This is a genomic window from Alteromonas sp. 38, assembly GCF_902506055.1.
In the GTDB taxonomy this organism is placed as follows: domain Bacteria; phylum Pseudomonadota; class Gammaproteobacteria; order Enterobacterales; family Alteromonadaceae; genus Alteromonas; species Alteromonas lipotrueae.
The window spans coordinates 163,208-186,096 of record NZ_LR733300.1 but is presented as its reverse complement, the minus strand read 5'-3'; the positions used below and the strand labels follow the sequence as shown (position 1 = coordinate 186,096).

The window sequence follows — 22,889 nt, the reverse complement described above, 5'->3', positions numbered from 1 at the left end:
CAATACAAGGCGCGCAGCTTTCCTTACCGGCTTTCTCTTGTATTACCAACAAGCACTGCTTTATATGCTTGTTAAATTGATTGTAACCGTGAATGCATCGAAGTGGAATAAGGCAGGTGCTGCCAATCTACACAACATACCAGTGAAAGCGGGCATTATGAGTGAAAATGCATTATTTAACCTGCAACGGTTCTGATAAAGTAGCCAGTATTCAATGCAGTAAAAAATGAGAATTCGCTATGCATGTACATATTTTAGGTATTTGCGGTAGCTTTATGGGTGGCATCGCAGCCATTGCGAAAGCCTTGGGCCATAAGGTCACTGGCTCTGATACCAACGTGTATCCACCCATGAGTACCCAACTTGAAGCTCTGGGCATCGAGCTCACCGAAGGCTTCGATACCGACCAATTCGAGCCAATTCCTGACATCGTTATTATTGGTAACGCCATGTCTCGCGGTAATTCAGCGGTTGAGTACGTACTCAACAGAAACTTACCTTATACCAGTGGCCCGCAATGGTTGCTTGATAACTTGTTAAAAGATAGATGGGTAATTGGCGTTTCGGGTACCCACGGCAAAACCACCACCAGCAGTATGGTGGCGTGGATTTTAGAGTACAGCGAATTAAACCCCGGATACCTTATTGGTGGTGTGCCTGAAAACTTTGGCGTGTCGGCCCGTATTGGAGAAAGCCCGTTTTTTGTCATTGAAGCAGACGAATACGACAGCGCCTTTTTCGACAAGCGCTCGAAGTTTGTCCATTACCGTCCTAAAACGCTGGTGATTAATAACTTAGAGTTTGATCATGCCGATATCTTTGCTGACTTAGCCGCCATTCAAACTCAGTTTCATCACCTTGTGCGCATGGTACCTGAAAATGGCCTTATTCTTACACCCAACCACACGCCCGCTATTGAGGAAACCCTTAAAAAAGGTTGTTGGACACAACGCCAATCTCTAGGCAAAGAATGGTCTGCAGCGCTTATCAATAAAGATGGTAGCCAATTCAATGTACTGTTCGACAATCAAGTTGTCGGTACAGTACATTGGGAGCTATTAGGCCAGCACAATGTAGATAATGCACTCATGGCAATTGCCGCGGCTCATCATGCAGGCGTTCCCCTTAACGACGCTGTCGCAGCACTATCAAGCTTTAAGAACGTTAAACGGCGTATGGAAGTAAAGGGCTCGGTGACACTCGCGGCTGAAGGTAAACCGGTAACCGTCTATGATGATTTCGCTCATCACCCCACCGCCATTGCCACCACTATTGACGGCCTTCGCAAGAAAGTAGGGAATGCCCGTATTCTTGCCGTACTTGAGCCTCGCTCTAACACTATGAAAATGGGGGTGCATAAAAATACACTCGCACATTCTTGGCAAGCCGCTGATGCGGTTTATGTATATGAACCTCAAGGGCTAGACTGGTCGTTGAAGGAAGCTGCGGAGAATAGCCCAGCGCCCACCACCGTATTCAATGATGTTGAAAGCATTGTAAAAGTATTGCAAAGCGAAGTGCGCCCTGGCGATCATGTACTTATCATGAGCAATGGTGGGTTTGAAGGCATCCACAGCCGTGTTTTAAGCGTACTTACCCCGTCAATCGAGGTAGAAAAATGAAACATGATAAGCAAATTACCCTAGCTATTACGGGTGCTTCCGGCACCCCATACGCACTCTCGCTATTAACGTCGTTAGTAAAAGCTGACTACCAAGTGTATGTGCTTATTTCTTCTGCCGCCAAAGTGGTGATGGCTACAGAAGAAAATATAAAAATTCCCGCTAGACCTGAAGACGCCAGTGCTTTTTTCATGGAGCATTGCGGCGGTAAGCCTGGTCAAGTGCAAGTATTTGGGAAAGAAGAATGGTTTTCTCCTGTTGCGTCAGGCTCAGCCGCACCAGCTAAAATGGTAGTATGCCCCTGCTCTACGGGCACCCTTTCATCTATTGCCATTGGCGCCAGTGATAACTTAATTGAGCGCGCCGCTGATGTTGTGCTAAAAGAAAGAGGCCAATTGATATTAGTACCTCGAGAAATGCCACTTTCTTCTATCCATTTGGAAAATATGCTTAAACTGTCACAAATGGGTGCGACAATAATGCCAGCGGCGCCTGGTTTTTATCATAACCCCAAGACCATTGAAGATTTGGTCGACTTTGTTGTAGCCCGTATTCTAGATCACCTCGGCGTTGAACAATCGCTAGTGGCACGATGGGGCTATGAAACCGCTAAACATACCCCTAAAACCTAACTACACACTTAAAAAATAGAACAAAGGAAAATTAATGACAGCGTTGAGAAATAGGACTTTCGCCGTTGCGCTAAGCTCACTTATTACGTTATTTGTTTCGTCGCCAGCTTTTGGGTGGGGCCAAACTGGCCATCGGGTTACTGGCGCCATTGCGCAGCAGTATTTAAGCCCTCTATCTCAAGCTGCTTTATCAGAGCTTCTGCCAAACAGTTCACTAGCAGAAGCTTCAACCTATGCAGATGAAATGCGCTCAAACCCAAGCGAGTTTTGGCAAAAGATATCTACCCATTGGCACTATGTAACAGTCCCTCAAGGGAAAGGTTATGCTGACGTTGGCGCACCTCGCCAAGGCGACGCAGTTACTGCACTTGAAGCCTATACAAAAACGTTAAAAAGCGACTCAGCCACTATTGAAGAAAAACGCTTAGCGCTACGTTTTGTTGTGCACATCATTGGTGATTTACACCAACCCCTGCATGCGGGTGATGGCAGCGATCGCGGCGGCAATGATGTAAAAGTAAATTTCTTTTGGCAGAACTCTAATTTACATCGGGTGTGGGACTCTCAAATGCTAGAGCAACGCAAACTGTCTTACACAGAATGGACGAAATGGCTCACAGAACACATCACACCGAGTGACATTCGTAGCTGGGCAACCACAGATCCTTTGGTATGGATTGAAGAAAGCACTAAAATTCGTGATGAAGTTTACCCTGAAGATGCCAACAATATGAGTTACGATTACTTATATCGGCATCTTCCTACGGCTAAGCAGCGTTTACAAATGGCAGGTATTCGACTTGCCATGTACTTGAACGAAACGTTTGATAAGTAAGCGCTAATTGTAAATTTTAGGCACAAAAAAAGCGGAGACACTTCATTCAGCTGTCTGCGCTTTTTGTTACCTGAATCACATGAATTCGCTATAGGTTTTAGCCAACTGAGCTACTATAAAACCTTTAGTCTATATCAAGGGGTTCTGGTGAGAGAATTACACCTGTGCTATCAGCATAAAGGTGATCTTCTGGTAGGAAAGTTACGCCACCAAAATTTACCGGTACATCAACGTCGCCAATGCTTTCGCTTTCTGCATTAACGGGAATAGCCGCTACCGCTAGCACACCAATATCCAATTCGGCTAAGTTATCCACTTCACGTACACTGCCGTAACACACGATGCCTTCCCAGTCGTTGTCTATTGCCACTTGAGCAAGGGCTGCATCGAATAAGGCACGACGTGTTGAACCACCACCATCAATCAGCAGTACTTTGCCTGCACCAGGTTGAGCCAATACACGGTCAATAAGACCACGGTCTTCGAAACACTTAATCGTGGTGATTTCGCCACCAAAAGAATAACGGCCGCCAAAGCTTGCGAAGATAGGGTCAACTACGTCGACGCTGTCTGCAAATAAATCGCACAATTCAGAAGTGTTGTAATCCATTGCTCTACCTTACTTTAATTGAGAGTAGTAGGTTATTTACCTTGTTCTAGCATAGCATTAATTCGTTAGTTGAAAACGCCTGATTTATGAAGTTTCAGGGAAACAGCAACAACCTTTCCACTAAATAGACTACCACTTTCATTAGTGAAGACATTTTCACCGACTTAGCACGTAACTTGCTTAGCTTTTTATAAAAACTGACTCGCTACCTCACTGCACTAAATAGAAGTTAATAGGTGCGGTACAGCGTGACCAACACAGCATGTCATCTGTCATAAAGGTTTCTTTTTTCTGTCACTGGTTGGTCACAGAATGCTTTTAAATTGTTCAATAATCAATCGAAAGGGGGCAAGGCTAATGCTTCTTAAATCCTTGACCAAATACGATACAAATTTGTTCTACCGCTTATACAGTCTTACCGTAAAACGAGATTGTCGCAGTATCATCTGGTTATCAAAAACCGGAGATGGATACCTTTACTTGGTTATTGGCGCCTTACTGTGGGCTTTTGAACCCGAGCATGGTGAACTTTTCCTCTATACAGCGCTGATGGCATATGCGCTGGAGTTACCTATCTATGTGCTGCTTAAGAAAATGTTCAAGCGCCCGCGCCCTTGCGATTTTCTATTGGATTTAACAGCACACGTTACGCCATCCGATAAATTCTCTCTGCCTTCTGGGCACACTGCTGCCGCTTGCTTAATGGCAAGTATTGTAGCGCATTACTATCCACCATTCGCGGTACTGGCATACAGTTGGGCAGCCCTAATCGGCCTGTCTCGCGTCTTGCTAGGCGTGCACTACCCATCAGATGTAGTTGCAGGTATGTTACTTGGTATCACTATCGCATCGTTGAGTATTTCCATCCTGGGGTAACATGAAATTATTGTATGGCGTGCAAGGCACCGGAAACGGGCACATTGCTCGTGCTCGAATTATGGCGACAGCGCTAGCTAAGCGTTCAGATGTTGAAGTAGATTTTGTTTTCACAGGCCGTGAACCCGATAAATATTTCGATATGGATGTATTTGGCGACTATCGCACCTACACGGGCTTAAGCTTTGTTACTAAAAGTGGCCGCGTAGACCGGTGGCAAACCATTAAAGAAGCCAATATCAGTCAATTTCTAAAAGACGTGAAACGTTTTGATGCGAGCGGGTACGACCTTCTCGTCAACGACTTCGAACCTGTCACCGCGTGGGCAGCGAAGCGACAGCAGATACCGTCAATTTCAATTAGTCACCAAGCAGCATTTTCTTACGATGTGCCAAAATCTGGCGACACCATTATTGATCGACTGCTAATGAAAAAGTTCGCCCCTACCGACCTTCAATTAGGGGTACATTGGTTTCACTTTAATCAACCGATCATTCCTCCTTTTGTGGCAGACAAACCGTTATCAGTGCCAGGTAAAGGTCATGTGTTAGTTTACTTACCATTTGAAGATGTCAGCGACGTTCAACAAATGCTGGAGCCTTTAAGCGATCAACAATTTCAATGCTTCCACCCCGATATTAGCGAAATTAAAGACGCAGGACACATTCAGTGGAACCCTACGTCAAAAGAGCATTTCCAACGTGCACTTCAGCATTGTAACGGCGTGATTGCGAATGGAGGTTTTGAGCTTTCTAGCGAAGCCTTGCAACTCGGCAAGAAGCTACTTATCAAACCTCTTCATGGCCAATTTGAACAGCTGTCGAATGTACTAACGCTCAATAAGCTCGACCTTTGCCACACCCTATTTCAATTGGATACGGATATTGTTGAAGAGTGGCTAGAAGCATTAGACATAGAAGCTATTCAGTTCCCCGACGACCCAAATATACTAATTGATTGGCTCAAAAAAGGTGACTTGCAAGATACACAAAGCCTATGTGATTCATTGTGGAAAGAGGTTCACTACGGTGATAAAACACAAGAACGCTTATTGTCTCTTGCATTTTAATCACGCAATGCGATGATAACGGCATTTATTGTCGTATTCGCGGGATTTTTCGTGCTTAAGAAGTGGGTTTTAGTTACATTCGCAGCCATTCTACTCAGTGGTTGTGGCTATAAAGGGGCGCTGTATATTCCACAAGCGCCAGAGCAAACGACGCCTACTGAAAAGCCAAACGAAACAGCGTCTTCACCAAACACGCAAAGCCAACCCGCCTCCACACCAGGAGAATCTCACTAGTGGATTTTTTCGCTTATAAAAACGGCCAGCTTTTCGCTGAAGATGTTGCCGTTGCAGATATTGCTGCACAGTACCAAACCCCTGTATATGTGTATTCACGGGCAACTTTAGAGCGCCATTGGCATGCCTTTAATGATGCTATTGGTGAGCACCCTCACCTTATCTGTTATGCAGTAAAGGCCAATTCAAACTTAGGTGTACTAAGTACATTAGCCAAAATTGGCTCTGGTTTTGACATTGTTTCTGGTGGTGAACTAGCACGTGTTATTGAAGCCGGTGGCGATGCCAGTAAAGTGGTATTTTCGGGTGTAGGTAAAAAAGCAGACGAAATACGCTATGCGTTAGAACAAGGCATTATGTGCTTTAACGTAGAGTCTGAGCCTGAATTGCATCGTATTAACGCGGTAGCAGAATCGCTTGGCAAAAAGGCGCCAATTTCGCTTCGCATCAACCCAGATGTAGATGCCAAAACCCATCCGTACATTTCAACAGGATTAAAAGCAAACAAGTTTGGTATTGCCCGCGAACGCGCGCTGCAAACCTACGAACTTGCCGCATCACTTCCTCACTTGAATGTAGTAGGTATGGATTGCCACATCGGTTCACAATTAACTGAAATTGGCCCATTTGTTGATGCACTAGAGCGTTTATTGCTGCTTATCGATGAATTAGCCGAGCGCGGCATAACCATTGATCACTTAGATGTTGGTGGTGGTTTAGGCGTGACTTATAACGATGAAGAACCACCGCACCCGAAAGCTTACGCTGCGGCGATGGCGGAAAAAATGGTGGGTCGTGAGAACCTTAAGCTCATTTTAGAGCCTGGCCGCGCTATTGCCGCAAACGCGGGTATTTTAGTCACTGAGGTTGAGTTTATTAAAGAAGGTGAAGAGAAAAGCTTCGCTATTGTTGATGCAGCTATGAATGACCTGCTTCGACCTGCACTTTACTCTGCATGGCAAAATATCATCCCAGTAAAACAAGAAAGCACTGCCATAGCACGCAATTATGATGTGGTAGGCCCGGTATGTGAAACCGGTGACTTCATCGGTAAAGACCGAGAACTTGCTATCGAACCAACTGACCTACTAGCAGTACGAAGCGCCGGTGCGTATGGCTTTGCAATGGCATCAAACTACAATAGCCGCTGCCGTCCAGCAGAGATTATGGTAGATGGTGATGCAACGATTGTGGTACGTGAAAGAGAAATTCTAAAAGATCTCTGGAAAGGTGAGCACAAACTTACGTAAACTAGGGTTAAACTCATAATAAAGATGCGCGGTTAATGCAGGTTCAGTTTTCAAAAATGCACGGTCTGGGAAATGACTTCATGGTGATTGATAATGTCACCCAGAACGTCTTTTTCTCGAAGGACAAAATACAGCAGCTAGCAAATCGAAACTTCGGCATAGGTTTCGATCAATTGCTTATGGTTGAACCGCCTTACGATCCTGAACAAGATTTTCACTATCGCATTTTTAACGCTGATGGCTCTGAAGTAGAACAATGTGGTAACGGTGCTCGTTGCTTTGCACGTTTCGTAAAGCAAAAGGGCTTAATTAACCGCAATAAAATTGTGGTGAGTACCAAAGCCGGAAAAATGGTGTTGTACTTAGAGAAAGACGGCCAAGTTACCGTGAATATGGGCAAGCCCGAATTCGAGCCGGCTAAAATTCCACTGAAAGCGAACAAGCAAGAAAATACCTATATATTACGCGTAAACGATAAAACCCTGTTTTACGGTGCCGTATCTATGGGTAACCCGCATTGCGTAATGGAAGTGGAAGATGTAGATACCGCTCCCGTTAAAGAAATAGGCCCCCTCGTTGAACGCAACGAACGGTTTCCAGAGGGCGTGAATGTGGGCTTTATGCAAATTATTAATGAATCACACATTCGATTGCGCGTATTCGAACGTGGCTCGGGTGAAACCTTGGCATGTGGCAGTGGTGCATGCGCAGCAGTTGCAATCGGTCAGATTCAAGGTAAATTAAGCAAAGATGTTCGGGTAGATTTGCCCGGAGGCAGTTTACGGATCCGTTGGCCAGGCCCAGATAATGTATTGAAAATGACAGGGCCCGCCGACCATGTGTACGACGGACATATAAATTTATGAGTGAATTATCAGGACAAGCTAGCGCATCGTCGGTAGTAGAAGTGTTTTCTGGCGACAGCGATGTTTCCTCAGAACAGGTTCGCGCTTTTTTGTTAGAAAACCCTGATTTTTTTGCTCAACACCCCGAACTACTCGAAAAGCTCAAAATTCCTCATTCGCATAAAGGCAGCGTCTCGCTGGTTGAGATTCAAAGTGAGCAATTGCGCAAAAAAGTTCGCCAATTGAATTATAAACTTACGCAACTGGTGAGTATTGCCAAGCAAAACGAAAAAATTTACCGCGTGTACACCGACTTAAACGTGCAGTTGCTGCGTTGCGAAAGTGTGGCAGAAGTACAGTTCACCCTTGAAGATGTGTTGCAAGAACGTTTGCAGCTATCTTCTGCGGTGATAAAAAGCTTCAAAGGCCCTCACGCTATTCCTGAGTTACAACGCAGGCTATTTACCGAAAAACGCTTTAAAACGTCGAACTTCTTTTTCGGACGATTATCGCAGCACGAACGCCAGTTATTGTTCGGAGATAGCAGCGCAGAATCTGTTGCCCTAATGCTATTAGGCGACAACCAAGATATTGGTATTTTGGGTATTAGCAGCAGTGACGCAAGCCATTTTACCCCTGATATGGACACCTTGTTGCTACAACAGCTACAGCAAGTGCTTAATATTATTTTGCCTGAGATGATGGGGTACTAGTTTTCGTGACAACGGAAACCGTACTTAGCGAACCTTGCCACCTTTGGCTTGAAAAGTTTTTACTCCACCTACAAGTTGAACGCGGTTTATCGCCGCTTACCATCAGTAACTATCGCAGACAACTTACCAGCATTGCCATTACTTTAGGGCTTTACGAGTGGTCGGGTATGACACCCTCTGATGTGAAACGCGTAATGGCAGCAGCAAAAATGGACGGGCATAAACCCCGTAGCATAGCATTGCGGTTATCTGCTCTTCGTACCTTCTGCCAATACCTTATTGATAACGAACAGCTTTTCAGTAATCCCGTGGAAGGTATTCAAGCCCCAAAACAAGGTAAGCCATTACCTAAACAGCTTAGCGTTGATGAAATGCAGCAGTTGTTGGCGAATGAACAAGCCGCCAGCGGCGATACCGATGAAGGCATTATTTGTCGCGACGTAGCCATGTTTGAATTGCTCTACGGCTGCGGACTTCGACTAAGTGAACTAACCGGCCTAAATTTAAGCGACTACCCAAAAGACGGCACCATTAAAGTGACCGGTAAGGGCAGTAAACAACGTATTTTGCCCCTTGGCCGACAAGCGCAAAAGGCGCTGAATGCTTGGCTTAACGTGCGCCCCGCATACGCTTCCCCCTATGAACCCGCTATTTTTGTAAGCAAGCGCAAAACGCGCATTTCAAATCGCCAAGTCGCAAATCGGCTTAACCAAATGGCAGAATTACAAAGCCTTAGTCAGAAAGTAAGCCCGCATAAACTGCGCCATTCTTTTGCTACGCACGTATTAGAGTCGAGCGGCGATTTACGTGCGGTGCAAGAATTATTAGGCCATGCCAATCTATCTACCACGCAAGTGTATACCCATTTAGATTTTCAGCATTTAGCCAAGGTTTACGATGCCGCGCACCCTAGAGCACACAAAAAATAATCCTCTTTTGAATATAGGCCTTTAACTATTATGCAGTTCTTCAGAGCCATTAATTCCGTGAAGGCAATGACCTTCGATCTTGATGATACCTTATACAATAACGAACCTATTATTCGCCAAGCAGAAGCGGCCTTAAATGCGCATTTAAAGCAATATCACCCCAAAGCAGCAGCATTAACTCCTACACACTGGCAACAGCTAAAGCGGGATGCTATTACGGCCAATCCTACTTATTCATCTGATATGGGAAAGCTTCGCTTAGCGGTGTTAAATGCGGCATTGATACATGATATTCCACCCCAAGACACCCACACGTTAGATGCTGCCGTGCAAGCCTGTTTCGACTGTTTTTATCATGCCAGAAGCGAGTTTGATTTGGCTGATGATGTGCATAAAACCTTATCGATTTTAAGTGAGAATATAACACTGGTAGGTATTACTAACGGCAATGTAAACGCTGACCAAATAGGTATTACGCCTTATTTCGATACCATTTTACATGCCAGTACTAGCCGACCTATGAAACCTTCACGGGCTATGTTCGATGAAGCAGCAAGCTTTATAGGAGATGCGCCGGAAAATATATTGCACGTGGGCGATAACATTATTAAAGATGTGTATGGGGCGATAAATGCGGGGTTTCAGTCTGCTTGGTTTGCATGCAACCGAGAAATGCATTTACCCCGTGAGAGAGCATCCGTACTCCCTCACGTGGCATTAGATTCGTTAGACGAGTTAGCTTACTTCTTATAAGTAAATCAGTAAGTAGCGCTTGCTCTTAAGGTACTGGCGCTTAAGGTACTTGCTCTTAAGGTATCACTACTTAAGGCTTTTGCGAATAAGGCTGATTGTCTTCTAACACGTTTTGGCGCATAGAATCGCAAGGACGCTGGCATACCGGGCGGCCCACCACTTTAGCCGGCACACCGACTACCGTAACGTGCGGCGGAACATTGTTTAACACAACACTACCCGCCCCCACTTTAGACCCTTCGCCAATTTCGATATTGCCAAGAATTTTAGCTCCCGCACCAACCAACACGCCTTGGCGAATTTTAGGGTGACGGTCACCCGACTCGTTACCGGTTCCGCCAAGCGTGACGCTTTGTAAAATAGAGACATTGTCTTCAATAACCGCTGTTTCACCTACGACAATACCGGTGGCGTGATCGAACATCACCCCTTTACCTATTTTCGCTGCAGGGTGAATATCTACGCCAAAGGTAGCCGAGTTTCGGCTTTGTAAGAACAAAGCAAGTTGATGTCTACCATGCAACCACAAGTAATGCGCCATACGGTGAACTTGCACTGCATGGAACCCTTTGAAATGCAAAAGTGGCACTAAGAAGTCATCTACTGCGGCGTCTCGCGCACGAATTGCATTAATATCTGCCATAGCCGACTCACTAATCGACGGCTCTAACAAGTAGGCCTCATCGAACACTTCACGAATGGCAATAGCAGGCATCACTTCATCAGCCATTTTGCTTGATAGAATAAAACTTAACGACGACTCAAAATTATGATGAGCTGAAATACAGGCATGAACATAGCTAGCTAATAGCGGCTCACTTTTTGCCACAGTTTGCGCTTCTTTTTTTAACGATAACCAAAAGTCAGTCGATGGAGAGAGTGCGTGCATGAGGCAGTTCCTGTAAAAGTAAAGTTCAAACCCCGCTTAACTGCGGGTAAATGGCACAAAACGCTAAAGGCCTAGATTGCAATAGGCAACATAATGGCTCGAAGTGTACATGAGCCATCATAAAAACAACACCTACAGACTACGCTTCAAGCGTGAAAATTGTTCAACTTATCGATAACCCGCTCGTGAATACGGCCGGTATCACCTTAACAGGGCTAAATTCATCGTAAAAGTTACCCACTAGCCGCTCAGCTTCATCAAACAAGCCTGTATAAATTCACAGTCAGCTGGCATAATGTTGCAGCATTGAAACTAGACAAATTAGGTTGACCATATTATGGATGTATCCCGACTGCTTGACGAGCTTAACGACAAACAACGTGAAGCGGTAGCAGCCCCTCTTTCTAACGCCCTCATATTAGCTGGCGCGGGAAGTGGTAAAACACGGGTATTAGTACATCGTATAGCATGGCTGATGGAAGTGGAAAACATTGCCCCTTTTTCCATACTAGCCGTAACCTTTACTAACAAAGCCGCGAAAGAAATGCGTGGGCGAATAGAATCGTTGATGGGTCGTGGCCTGAATAATATGTGGATTGGTACTTTCCACGGATTAGCTCACAGGCTGCTTCGCGCCCACCATGCAGAAGCTAATTTACCTGAAAACTTCCAAATTCTTGACTCAGACGACCAATACCGTTTGATTAAACGTATTTTAAAAGCCATGAATTTAGACGAAAAGCACTGGGTGCCTCGCCAAATTCAGTGGTATATCAACGGCAATAAAGACGAAGGCCTACGCCCTCAACATATTGAAACCCACAACGACCAAACCCAGCAAAAAATGCGTGAAATTTACGCCGCGTATCAAGACGCGTGCGACCGCTCTGGGCTTGTGGATTTTGCCGAGCTATTATTGCGTGCACACGAACTTTGGGCTAAAAACCCAGAAGTACTCGCTAATTACCAACGACGTTTCCGCGCCGTATTAGTTGACGAATTCCAAGATACCAACAACATCCAATACGCATGGCTACGCATGCTGTGTAGCGGCAATCAAAACAATATTATGATTGTGGGCGATGACGACCAATCTATTTACGGCTGGCGTGGTGCGAACGTTGATAATATTCAGCATTTCTTAAAAGACTTCAATAACCCCACAACGATACGATTAGAACAAAACTACCGTTCTACGGGCACCATCTTGAAAGCCGCCAATACGGTTATTGATAACAACACAGGGCGGTTAGGTAAAGAGCTTTGGACAGATGGCAACGATGGCGAGCCCATTTCTGTTTATGCGGGGTTTAATGAGTTAGATGAAGCCCGCTTTATTGTGTCGAAAATTAAAGACTGGTTGAACCAAGGCAATGCGTTAAAAGACACCGCCATTTTATATCGCAATAACGCTCAGTCACGGGTATTAGAAGAAGCCTTACTTCACCAAGGGACACCGTACCGCATTTATGGTGGTCTTCGATTCTTCGAACGCCAAGAAATTAAAGATGCACTTGGCTACCTTCGCATGATGAATCATCCTCATGACGATGCCGCCTTTGAACGTGTGGTGAACACGCCAACTCGCGGTATGGGTGAGAAGACCCTCTCACAAGTACGAGAAGCTGCCAGAGCACATAACTGCTCAATGTGGCAGGCTAGCCAACTACTCATTAATGAAAATGCGCTAAAAGGCCGTGCTCTTAACGCCCTTCAAAGTTTTGTGCTGTTAGTTACCGAGCTTGAACAAGCTACCGTAGACGAGCCATTAGAAAAACACGCCGATGTGGCAATTAGGCAGTCAGGCTTGTACGCCATGTATCAGGCCGAACGTGGCGAGAAAGCCCAAGCGCGCCTAGAAAACTTAGAAGAATTAGTTACGGCTTGTAAGCAATTTACCGTACCCGACGAAGCAGAAGAAATGACGCCGCTGTCAGCCTTCCTTGCTCACGCCTCGTTAGAAGCGGGCGAAACCCAAGCGGGTACCGATCAAGATGCGGTTCAGATGATGACTATTCACACCGCAAAGGGGCTCGAATTCCCTATGGTGTTTATGGCCGGTGTTGAAGAAGGCATGTTTCCAAGCCAGATGACCAATGATGAACCTGGCAGAATGGAAGAGGAACGTCGCCTGTGTTACGTGGGCATGACCCGCGCGATGGAGAAACTGTATATTACCTACGCGGAAAGCCGCCGTTTATATGGGCAAGACAAATATCACACGGCATCTCGCTTTATTCGTGAAATTCCTGCTGATTGTGTTGAAGAAGTAAGGCTCAAGTCTACGATTTCTCGACCGATACATAATCGATTCAGCCAAGCGACCTCACATGCCTCTTTTGAAGAAACTGGCTTTCAGTTGGGCCAAAAAGTGGCTCATCGCAAGTTCGGTGAAGGAATAGTATTAAACTACGAGGGCAGTGGTGAACACGCTAGGGTACAAGTTAATTTTGACGAATTTGGTACAAAATGGCTCGTTCTCGCCTATGCTAAATTGGAAAAAGCATAGTCATCTGGCAAGAAGCCTGAACCCAAGTAGAAAAATATGCCGCAAAATGTGCTGGTGATAGAAAACAGCGATAAAAATTTAGACGTTGTATCAAAACTTGTCAGAAAAGCAGGGCTAACCCCTGTGGGTGCTCACTCATTAACGGAAGCGAGCGCACGTTTTGCGCTTATGATGCCAGAAAGTTTCTTGTGCGCCATTGTTGCTCATAACTTACCTGATGCGTCGAATGGCGAAGCCATCGACTTCGCCATTGACGCCTTCATTCCAACCATAGTCACGACCGATACGTTAGAAGCGAAAACCCGAGACAAGGTCTTAGAAAAAGACGTCGTTGATTACATTCCCAAAGAAAACGCGCAAAATTACGATTACTTAAGCCGTTTACTGTTTCGATTAGAGAAGAACAAATCTACAGGTGTTGTGGTAGTAAGTACTCACCGCTCATCTAGACGAAAAATGCTATCACTGCTTTATCGGCACAATTTTGTGGTTTACGACTGCCCTACTGCCAACGATGCCATGAGCATACTGGCTGAGCATGCGCATATCAGGTTGGTTATCACCGATAACGCGCTTCCCGATATGACAGGCACGCAATTTATTTCAGGCCTTCGAAAAGCATTTTCAAAAGAGCAGTTAGCCATTATAGGCCTAGCAAGCGACCAACGTCCGCTCATGTCTGCGCACTTCATAAAAAGCGGGGCGAACGATTTTTTGCATTTACCTTATTGTCATGAAGAGTTTTTATGCCGCGTAATGCAGAATATTGAATATATTGAAAGCGTAGAAGCCTTTCGACGCGCTGCCAATACCGACTATTTAACTGGGTTGCCTAACCGCCGCCATTTCTTTTATACCGTTACCGTGCAGTATAAAAAGCTACCTGAGCAGCATGCTTTAGCACTTATCGACCTTGATCATTTTAAGCGCATTAACGATACCTACGGGCATGATGCCGGCGATCTTGTGCTCAAAGCGGTAGCTAACCTGTTACAAGTTCATTTTAACGATACCTTGGTTGCACGTTTTGGTGGGGAAGAATTTTGCGTGTACTTGCCTAAAATTGACATTCATAACGCACAAGAGCGGTTGAATAGATTCAGAAACGCGTTAGAGAAAACCGCTATTCAGTTAGGCGAAGAAAGCGTAAATGTAACCTGTAGCATTGGCCTGTGCGATACGCCTACGCAAAACATTGAAACCATGTTAAGTACTGCTGATAAGCTTTTGTATAAAGCAAAAAATGCAGGTCGTAATCAAGTTCATGTAACCGGAGAAACTCAAGAGGTTTGAGTTTCACTGGTTTCGTTAGTCGCCTTTAACGATGCCCTTAGGGCTTTTCGCTGCTTTTTGTAGGCGATAAGGGAATCGACACTAAATACTGCAAGTGCTAACCACACAAAACCAAAGGTGATTAGCCTAGCCTCATCTAACGGTTCATCGTACAAATGGACCGCCAACACGAACATGAGTGTTGGCCCTATGTATTGTAAAAAGCCTAACGTTGAATACATGATACGCCGTGCCGCTGCGGTAAAGCATAACAAGGGCGCGGTGGTCACAATACCGGCCGCTAAAATAAGCATGTTTAAGTTAGCATCGTTATTAAAAAGGTTGCTGTATTCCGATCCAAATAGCAGCCAATACCCTATTGCCAAAGGTGATAGCATTAAGGTTTCTATAAAAAGACCCGGTAAAGAATCTACGGCTACCTGCTTGCGTAAAATGCCATAAATACTAAAACTGCCCGCCAATATAAGTGCAATCCAAGGCACGTGACCGTAAGAGAAAATCAAAATAGCTACACCAACAATAGCGAGTACTACCGCCACTCGCTGAAACGTTCTTAGTCTTTCTCCTAGAAAAAGCCGCCCAAGAAACACATTAATGAGGGGATTGATGTAATAACCTAAGCTAGCATCAAGAATATGGTCGTTATTTACCGCCCAAATAAACAGTAGCCAGTTTGCCCCCAGCAAAATGCCGGCAATAAACAACACCTGCATCACCTTTTTATTTCGCAAAGCTGCGGCAACCTTGGGCCACTGCTTTAACCCAGCAATCAAGCCTACCAGCACCAACACCGACCAAATTACCCTGTGCATTAGAATTTCTGCCGCGGGCAATATAGTAAGCTGTTTAAAGTAGATTGGCGCTATGCCCCACATGGTGTAGGCCGCGATGGCACAAATTATTCCGACTTGGGCAGCACTGGCTTGCTGAGCACGCATAGTTAACTATCACTTTTTAAGGCTGAAAAAAGGCGCGTAGTGTTCATTACCTTGCTCTAGATAACAAGCCTATCACGCCCAGAATGGGCGTATTTTTCGATAAAGTTTGTCTAGGGCGTGTTGACCTGCAACCATTCGCCTTACCTAAACAGCACACATACTGCGGTCAAAATGCACAGAAAAGGTCAACAGGCCCTACCTATTTTTCCAGCTATAACAGAAATAGCGTGCCTAAACCTAAGAAGGCAACAAAGCCTACAATGTCAGTTACCGTGGTAAGAATAACCGAGCCAGATAGCGCTGGATCTATCTTTAGTCTGTCTAAGATAAAGGGCACGAACACACCAGCAAGAGCTGCTGCCACAATATTAAAAAGAATGGCAAGACAAATCACCATGCCAAGTAGCGCATCGGCAAACCAGAAATAGGCCACAATACCTATCACCAACGCCCATATCACGCCATTTAGCCCCCCGACTTTGAGCTCTTTCATCATAAGCGCACGTAAGTTGGCTGGGGTTACTTGCCCAAGCGCCAGCCCGCGCACAATAAGCGTTAAGGTTTGACTACCAGCAATACCCCCCATACTGGCGACCACTGGCATCAATACCGCAAGGGCAACGACTTGCTGTAATGTAGCTTCAAACAACCCGATAAACCAGGACGCCAAAAACGCAGTAAGCAAGTTTATACCAAGCCATAATGCTCGGTTTCGCGCACTTTTTGCCACAGGGGAGAATAAATCTTCGTCTTCATCCATACCTGCCGAGGCCATCACTTGGCGCTCATAAAACTCATTCATCAGCTCACTGGCCGAGGCAATATCTAAACGACCAATGAGTTTGTTAGATTCATCCACCACAGGTAGCGATGATAGCCCCGAGCGCTGCACCTGCAATGACGCGGAGGTTGATTCATCGGTGCCCACCAACATAGTGACATTTTCTTCGGCCATGCTAATCAGTGAACTGTGTTCTTGCGCCGCAAAAAGACGATGAATTTTCACCAGTGCAGTGAATTGGCCAGAACGGTTCACCAAGTAAATACTATCGCAGTGCTGAGGAATATCTCGTCGCAAGAGGCGTAAGCCTTCTTTCACTTTTGCATTGGCGGGTAGTACTAGCAATTCATGACTAACCCAGTGACCCACTTGTTCGTCAGGGAATTGAGTCGCTTCGCGGAAATACTTACGCTCTTGGCTATCAAGTGCTTCGTACGCGACATCAACTAACCGTGTAGGTAATGAATCGAGAAGTTCAAGTAAGTCTTCTGCGTCAATATCGGCAAAAATAGAAGCCCACTCGTTATGTGGCGTGGCGTCGATGAGAATTTCACGAGGGTCGCTTCGCATTTCCACCAGCACGCTAAGCTTGCGGTCACGTGGAATGCCTTCCCAAACGACCAGACGTCGCTCTAGGGGTAACGATTCTAATAAGGAGGCAATGTAGACAGTATCCTGCCCACTTAATGCGGTAAGAATAGACGCTGGGTCATCACCCATACCATCTGTTACAAACTCTTCGATAAGATCGGGTAATGGCTCCGCCATTCGACACCTCCAAAATGCATTGTATACCGGCTACCCCAACATATAGGTACCCGTACCAAAGGCAATATGATCGCCTTTTTCGTTATGAAGTTCCATCCTACAAACCGCCAACTTAGCGCCGCCGCGAATAACGTTTGCCGTAGCAATAAACTGCTCTCCACGACCCGGTCGTAAATAGTCAACGCGCATATCTACGGTGCCCATTTTCGGTAGACGGGTTTGCAAGCTTGCTAAGTCAGCATCGTTAGTTCGTTTAATCGCTTCGATAATAGCGACCAAACCGCCTATGGTATCTAGCATAGTGGCTGTCACGCCGCCATGAAGAATTTTTTGCAGTGGATTTCCGGTTAAGGCTTCACGCCAAGAAACGTGAAGTTCTATGCAGTCACTTTCTAACCCTTCATTCGGGCGAACAAACTCTAGCCCCAATAGCTGGTTAAACGGCATAGTATCACGAAATAAGCTAATTACATGTGCAATCATATCCTTGCGGCTAGGCATATTTTTATTGTCTGAAGAGCGCATTTTGATCCCATTTTTATGAGTAACAGGCATTCGACGTTAGCTCACTTTTACTCACCGCACTGTTTTAATTTGTTATACCTTTTCATATGACTTCTGAATTTTAGTCCAGTTTTTGCGTTTGTTTCGTGAAGAACGTTTCAAAAACGCGTAAAATCCCCCGTCATGACTTCTGTAATTGCCGACACCACTATCACTTCTCCCGTTTCCGATGCGCTTACCCCCGAAAGCATCTTAAAAAATGTATTCGGGTATGATGATTTTCGCGACGGACAAGGAGATGTCATCCACCACGTATGCAAAGGTGGAGATGCACTTGTACTGCTACCTACTGGTGGCGGTAAGTCTATGTGTTACCAAATTCCGTCACTCATTCGCGCGGGTACCGGCATTGTTGTGTCGCCGCTTATCTCGCTAATGCAAGATCAAGTGGAACAGTTAAAAGCCTTAGGGGTAAAAGCCGCTTATCTAAATTCAACACTTAGTCATGAAGAGCAAGCCAGAATTTCAGAGCAACTGGTATCTAACCAGTTAGACTTATTGTATGTATCTCCTGAGCGCTTGCTTCAATTCGGCTTTCAGCAAACGCTTCGTACTACAGACGTAGCCTTGTTTGCTATCGATGAAGCCCACTGCGTATCGCATTGGGGGCACGACTTCAGGCACGACTACCGTGCGCTTGGCCAGATTAAAGCCCGCTTTCCTGATATTCCTGTTATTGGGTTAACGGCCACAGCAGACATCGCTACCCAGAGCGATATTCTCACCCAACTGCAACTTAATGACCCGCTAGTTTATAAAGGCAGTTTCGATAGACCGAATATTCGTTATCGGGTGATGTCGAAGTACAAAGCCTTCGAACAGGTTGTTACCTACGTTAAGCAACAAGAAGGCAGCGGGATTATTTACTGTAATAGCCGCGCCAAAGTAGACGACTTACATGCCAAGCTATTCAAGCAAGGTTTTCGCTGCGCGGCGTATCATGCGGGTATGGATGCCGATGAACGAGAATTAGTACAGCGCCAATTTTTGAACGACAAAATTGATATCGTGGTGGCCACTGTCGCCTTCGGTATGGGTATTAATAAATCGAACGTACGTTACGTGGTGCATCACGATGTACCTCGAAGTGTTGAAAGTTACTACCAAGAAACAGGGCGCGCAGGACGAGATGGCCTTGAATCAGAAGCTATGTTGTTATTTGATGAAAAGGATGCAGCTCGGGTACGCCAGTGGATTGAGCAAGGTGAGCAGGCCGATAGAAATGCTATTGAACTGCAAAAATTTGCGGCCATGGAGGCATTTTCTGAAGCGCAAACCTGCCGCCGACAAGTACTACTTAACTACTTCTCGCAATTTAGTGATAGCGCTTGTGGGAACTGTGATATTTGCCTAGATCCACCCACCATGATTGACGGCTTAGTCATTAGCCAAAAAGTGCTGTCTTGTATTCTTAGGCTTTCTCAGCAAGCCTCTACCCAATACCTTATTGATGTACTGCGCGGCAAACAACTAAAGCGCTTGCAAGAAGCGGGGCACCACCAGCTTTCAACCTATGGTATTGGCAAAGACAAATCTGATAGCTACTGGCACAATATGATTAACCAACTTATTCATAAGGGGTTAATTCGGGTTGATATTACCGCCAACGCCGCGCTTCGGTTAACCGAAGCTGCCCGCCCCGTATTAAAAGGTGAAGTAGCCGTACAGCTAGCGGTACCTAGATTAGAATTCAAGCCAGATAAAAAAGAGAAACAAGCTCCGGCTAACTACGACCGTACGTTATTTATGCGCTTAAAGCACTTACGTAAAGTGCTGGCAGAGGAAAATGAAGTGCCGCCGTATGTGGTATTCAGTGATGCTACACTGGTAGACATGGCCGCTAAGCTACCGACCACCCGCGACACTATGTTAGATGTGAGCGGCGTAGGCCAAACCAAGCTATCGCGCTATGGCGACGCCTTTATGCAGCTGATAAACGATTACATTCATCGTGAGCAATAGCGGCAGTATTTAGTTAGCATATGGGTTTAGCTAAAGCCTATTCCTCGCCAGAGCCTATACCCACAAAGGCCTGCATCTAAACAGGCCTATATTTAAATAGACCTACATCTAAACAAAGAAGGGCTCAACATTGGGCATTAGGCGTACGCGTACTCGCCACCTTTTTCTAGCGCTTGCTTATACGCTGGCCTTGCATGTACCCGTTTCACGTATTCCCGAATGGCAGGAAAGTCTTTGGCATTACCACTTGCCACCAATGATTCCAGCGGGAATATCATTTGTACATCAGCTCCGGTGGGTTGTTCACCGGCAAACCACGTGTGATGGGCCAGGTAAGACTCTACATAGCGCAAGCTTTGGGATAAATTTGGCCCATAATAGGCATTCAAAATTCCATCAATTAACTTATTCGTGATGGGTTTGATAAAGAAAGGTTTAGACCCTTTTTGACGGGCCTTTTCAAGCACCAACCTAGCTACCAAGGGTGGCATTAGCGAGCCTTCGGCAAAGTGTAACCAAAATAAATACTGCTGCAGATTTTCACCGCTCTCAGGAGAGGTAAAACGTGTTTGTCCATGCTGGCGAACTAAGTACTCGACAATGGCGCCTGACTCAGCAATTGCCCCCTCAGGGGTAGTCAGTACAGGCGAGCGACCTAGTGGATGTACTGCACGTAACGATTCCGGCGCAAGATTAGTGGTGCTATCTCGCTGATAGTGTTCAATATTGTAATCAACGCCTAGCTCTTCCAATAGCCATAAAATACGTTGAGACCGAGAATTATTTAAGTGATGTAACGTGAGCATAATGCTTCCTTGAGGCCCAAATAAGGCCGTTTTTTTATTATTGCTAGCTTACGTCTTTTATACACGTTTTATAGAGGGGAAGTTTAATTTTAATCTGTGATAAGTTGCACTGTGTCTCATTGATGTAAATGGCGCTTTTATTAGCCTTCACATTTTGCTACTTTCCGCCCTATAGATTGTGTCACGCCATCGGGAAACGAGTAACTAATGGGTTTATTAAATCGCTATGCAGAAACCCTATCGGAACTGGGTAGCTTTGTACTTCCAGAACCGCTTAAAAACATGCGAGTAGGCTTGTTTAACACCACACTAGCCAACGAGCTTGCACTTCCCGAACCCTTACTGCAGCCTCAAAACATGCTTGATTGGCTACACTCCCCTGTTACGCCCCTTACACAACAGGCATTTGCACAAAAATACGGTGGCCATCAGTTTGGTCAATGGAACCCTGAATTAGGCGATGGGCGTGGGCTGCTTTTAGCAGAAGTTATCGACGCAAACGCGCAGCCCCACGATCTCCATTTAAAAGGCGCTGGCCCTACCCCCTATTCAAGACACGCTGACGGACGTGCCGTACTGCGATCCACATTAAGAGAATATATTGGCGCTGAGGCACTGCATTATTTAGGTATTCCCTCTAGCCGTTCACTGTGCCTTTTCACCAGTTCAGATACCGTGTACCGAGAACGCCCTGAAACCGGGGCCATGATGATAAGAACAGCCCCTAGTCATATACGCTTTGGTCACTTTGAATATTATTTTTATGCCAGTCAAAACGATAAATTACAACGGTTACTCGACTTCACCATTGAGCATCATTTTGCCGAATGCAAAGCGGCTACAAACCCTTATGCTGCGTTACTAGGCGCGGTAGTAACCCGTACTGCTAGATTGGTCGCGTTGTGGCAAACGCACGGGTTTGTACATGGCGTGATGAATACAGACAATATGTCTATTCATGGCATTACCTTTGATTATGGGCCGTTTGCCTTTTTAGATAATTACGAGCCTGGCGCGGTCTTTAATCACTCTGACCATCAAGGCCGTTATGCCTTTAATCAACAGCCGGGTATTGCCCTTTGGAACTTAAATGCCCTTGCCCATGCCTTTTCAGGCCATTGCTCGGTGGATGAAATAAAAGCCGCTTTATCTACCTTCGAGCAAACGTTCATTACGCAATATCAACACTTGATGCTTTTACGGATGGGCATTGAGACTAATGAGAAAGAGCAAAGCCTTGCTGTTATGCAGTCTTGGCTACAAATACTTGAGACCAATAATCTAGATTACACGTATTGCTTCCGTCAGTTGGCGTTGGCAGATATAAACAAGACTCAGTGTCCTTTTCACGATATCTTCGTTAGTCAGGAAAACAGATTCAAACAAGTAACACTTGTTGATCAAGAAAAAGCAGATGCATGGTGGGAAAGCTACCGCCAGCTGCGTTTAGCAAGAGAAGAAGATACGGAGCTATTGTTGCGAAACCCCGCGGTTATTCCTCGTACTCATTTACTTCAACAGGCGGTTGAATTGGCCGAAAAGGGTGATTTTTCACTCTCTGAAGCTTTGTTAGAAGCTGCAAGTACGCCATTTGAAAGGAAATGGGATACGCACCCCTTTTCAGAGCCACCTTCATCATCAGCACACACGAGCTTGTCATGCAGCAGTTAACGATTCAAAATCTTAAAGCCTTGTCGAAAATAAACGGCCAGGCTTTGTTTATCGACTCCCCACTTCCTAGTACGCCTTTAAAAACTCAACAATGGGAGCAAACCTTCTGTGCGCTTTTTAATTTAACGGCGACAAATCAAGAATGGGGGGCAGATCGCTATCAAGTCACCTTAAGCAACGGAGGCTTCAGCTGTATGCTATTTATCGAGTGGCTTTGCGAAGCTATTTGGCTTGAGCCAATAGGAAGTAATGAAAATGCTCAGGACCTGTACGACTATCTATTTGATGAAAAGTGAATGACTTTTCATCATTCTTTTCATTATTTCTTTCCCCAAAATCA

General features: G+C 45.5%; 22 protein-coding genes. 16 read left to right on the top strand and 6 right to left on the bottom strand.

Annotated features, from left to right (window positions below):
• Positions 1 to 239 precede the first annotated feature (239 nt).
• Genes mpl through FLAVO9R_RS00785 form a run of 3 tightly spaced genes read left to right on the top strand, consistent with a single transcriptional unit; the run spans position 240 to position 3,089 of the window.
• On the top strand, positions 240 to 1,622 hold the full coding sequence (mpl, locus tag FLAVO9R_RS00795; RefSeq protein ID WP_159528007.1) for a UDP-N-acetylmuramate:L-alanyl-gamma-D-glutamyl-meso-diaminopimelate ligase: 1,383 nt from the start codon (positions 240 to 242) through the stop codon (positions 1,620 to 1,622).
• The gene (locus tag FLAVO9R_RS00790) at positions 1,619 to 2,254 is read left to right on the top strand and encodes a flavin prenyltransferase UbiX (protein ID WP_159528006.1); all 636 of its coding nucleotides are present in this window, start codon (positions 1,619 to 1,621) and stop codon (positions 2,252 to 2,254) included. Before mpl ends, FLAVO9R_RS00790 begins: the two co-directional genes overlap by 4 nt.
• Positions 2,255 to 2,288: 34 nt before the next feature.
• The gene (locus FLAVO9R_RS00785) at positions 2,289 to 3,089 is read left to right on the top strand and encodes a S1/P1 nuclease (protein ID WP_159528005.1); all 801 of its coding nucleotides are present in this window, start codon (positions 2,289 to 2,291) and stop codon (positions 3,087 to 3,089) included.
• Positions 3,090 to 3,213: 124 nt separating this feature from the next.
• On the opposite strand, the gene rraA is transcribed toward FLAVO9R_RS00785, so the two are convergent.
• Entirely contained in the window at positions 3,214 to 3,699 is a 486-nt protein-coding gene (gene rraA / locus FLAVO9R_RS00780; RefSeq protein ID WP_057794700.1) for a ribonuclease E activity regulator RraA, read from the bottom strand.
• A gap of 357 nt (positions 3,700 to 4,056) precedes the next feature.
• On the opposite strand from rraA, the gene FLAVO9R_RS00775 reads away from it, so the two are divergent.
• From FLAVO9R_RS00775 to FLAVO9R_RS00740, 8 genes are read left to right on the top strand one after another with little or no spacing between them, the layout of a single operon-like run.
• Positions 4,057 to 4,575, top strand: coding sequence for a phosphatase PAP2 family protein (locus FLAVO9R_RS00775; RefSeq protein ID WP_057794702.1), 519 nt, complete (start codon positions 4,057 to 4,059; stop codon positions 4,573 to 4,575).
• Position 4,576: 1 nt separating this feature from the next.
• Positions 4,577 to 5,644 (top strand): MJ1255/VC2487 family glycosyltransferase, encoded by a 1,068-nt coding sequence (locus FLAVO9R_RS00770; RefSeq protein ID WP_159528004.1) that lies wholly within the window; start codon positions 4,577 to 4,579, stop codon positions 5,642 to 5,644.
• 51 nt (positions 5,645 to 5,695) lie between these two features.
• Complete coding sequence (gene lptM / locus FLAVO9R_RS00765) at positions 5,696 to 5,878, top strand: LPS translocon maturation chaperone LptM (RefSeq protein WP_232370551.1); 183 nt, start codon at positions 5,696 to 5,698, stop codon at positions 5,876 to 5,878.
• On the top strand, positions 5,878 to 7,128 hold the full coding sequence (gene lysA, locus FLAVO9R_RS00760; protein ID WP_159528002.1) for a diaminopimelate decarboxylase: 1,251 nt from the start codon (positions 5,878 to 5,880) through the stop codon (positions 7,126 to 7,128). Before lptM ends, lysA begins: the two co-directional genes overlap by 1 nt.
• A 35-nt stretch (positions 7,129 to 7,163) precedes the next feature.
• On the top strand, positions 7,164 to 7,994 hold the full coding sequence (gene dapF, locus FLAVO9R_RS00755) for a diaminopimelate epimerase (RefSeq protein ID WP_013785917.1): 831 nt from the start codon (positions 7,164 to 7,166) through the stop codon (positions 7,992 to 7,994).
• Entirely contained in the window at positions 7,991 to 8,686 is a 696-nt protein-coding gene (locus tag FLAVO9R_RS00750) for a DUF484 family protein (protein ID WP_159528001.1), read from the top strand. The genes dapF and FLAVO9R_RS00750 overlap by 4 nt, the downstream gene beginning before the upstream one ends.
• A gap of 5 nt (positions 8,687 to 8,691) precedes the next feature.
• Positions 8,692 to 9,615, top strand: a complete 924-nt coding sequence (locus FLAVO9R_RS00745) for a tyrosine recombinase XerC (RefSeq protein ID WP_159528000.1) — start codon at positions 8,692 to 8,694, stop codon at positions 9,613 to 9,615.
• Between the two features lie 30 nt (positions 9,616 to 9,645).
• Positions 9,646 to 10,368 (top strand): HAD-IA family hydrolase, encoded by a 723-nt coding sequence (locus FLAVO9R_RS00740; RefSeq protein ID WP_159527999.1) that lies wholly within the window; start codon positions 9,646 to 9,648, stop codon positions 10,366 to 10,368.
• 70 nt (positions 10,369 to 10,438) lie between these two features.
• Here the strand turns inward: FLAVO9R_RS00740 and cysE are convergent, their stop codons facing one another.
• Positions 10,439 to 11,257, bottom strand: coding sequence for a serine O-acetyltransferase (gene cysE / locus FLAVO9R_RS00735; protein WP_159527998.1), 819 nt, complete (start codon positions 11,255 to 11,257; stop codon positions 10,439 to 10,441).
• Positions 11,258 to 11,594: 337 nt separating this feature from the next.
• On the opposite strand from cysE, the gene uvrD reads away from it, so the two are divergent.
• Both uvrD and FLAVO9R_RS00725 read left to right on the top strand, forming a co-directional pair.
• Positions 11,595 to 13,766, top strand: coding sequence for a DNA helicase II (uvrD, locus tag FLAVO9R_RS00730; protein WP_159527997.1), 2,172 nt, complete (start codon positions 11,595 to 11,597; stop codon positions 13,764 to 13,766).
• A 36-nt stretch (positions 13,767 to 13,802) separates the two neighbouring features.
• Positions 13,803 to 15,059 (top strand): GGDEF domain-containing response regulator, encoded by a 1,257-nt coding sequence (locus FLAVO9R_RS00725; RefSeq protein ID WP_159527996.1) that lies wholly within the window; start codon positions 13,803 to 13,805, stop codon positions 15,057 to 15,059.
• Here the strand turns inward: FLAVO9R_RS00725 and rarD are convergent.
• From rarD to FLAVO9R_RS00710, 3 genes are all read right to left on the bottom strand, one after another.
• Positions 15,047 to 15,997: an EamA family transporter RarD gene (gene rarD, locus FLAVO9R_RS00720; RefSeq protein WP_159527995.1), complete on the bottom strand. Its 951-nt coding sequence runs from the start codon at positions 15,995 to 15,997 to the stop codon at positions 15,047 to 15,049. The two genes, FLAVO9R_RS00725 and rarD, sit on opposite strands and share 13 nt — an antisense overlap.
• Before the next feature lie 211 nt (positions 15,998 to 16,208).
• Positions 16,209 to 17,546, bottom strand: a complete 1,338-nt coding sequence (locus tag FLAVO9R_RS00715) for a magnesium transporter (RefSeq protein WP_159527994.1) — start codon at positions 17,544 to 17,546, stop codon at positions 16,209 to 16,211.
• A gap of 30 nt (positions 17,547 to 17,576) precedes the next feature.
• Positions 17,577 to 18,071: a thioesterase family protein gene (locus tag FLAVO9R_RS00710; RefSeq protein ID WP_159527993.1), complete on the bottom strand. Its 495-nt coding sequence runs from the start codon at positions 18,069 to 18,071 to the stop codon at positions 17,577 to 17,579.
• Positions 18,072 to 18,233: 162 nt separating this feature from the next.
• On the opposite strand from FLAVO9R_RS00710, the gene recQ reads away from it, so the two are divergent.
• On the top strand, positions 18,234 to 20,072 hold the full coding sequence (recQ, locus tag FLAVO9R_RS00705) for a DNA helicase RecQ (RefSeq protein WP_159527992.1): 1,839 nt from the start codon (positions 18,234 to 18,236) through the stop codon (positions 20,070 to 20,072).
• 137 nt (positions 20,073 to 20,209) lie between these two features.
• On the opposite strand, the gene FLAVO9R_RS00700 is transcribed toward recQ, so the two are convergent.
• Positions 20,210 to 20,878, bottom strand: coding sequence for a glutathione S-transferase family protein (locus FLAVO9R_RS00700; RefSeq protein WP_159527991.1), 669 nt, complete (start codon positions 20,876 to 20,878; stop codon positions 20,210 to 20,212).
• A 207-nt stretch (positions 20,879 to 21,085) separates the two neighbouring features.
• On the opposite strand from FLAVO9R_RS00700, the gene FLAVO9R_RS00695 reads away from it, so the two are divergent.
• Positions 21,086 to 22,549, top strand: a complete 1,464-nt coding sequence (locus FLAVO9R_RS00695) for a protein adenylyltransferase SelO (RefSeq protein ID WP_159527990.1) — start codon at positions 21,086 to 21,088, stop codon at positions 22,547 to 22,549.
• The gene (locus FLAVO9R_RS00690; RefSeq protein ID WP_159527989.1) at positions 22,537 to 22,845 is read left to right on the top strand and encodes a DUF3630 family protein; all 309 of its coding nucleotides are present in this window, start codon (positions 22,537 to 22,539) and stop codon (positions 22,843 to 22,845) included. The genes FLAVO9R_RS00695 and FLAVO9R_RS00690 overlap by 13 nt, the downstream gene beginning before the upstream one ends.
• Positions 22,846 to 22,889 lie beyond the last annotated feature (44 nt).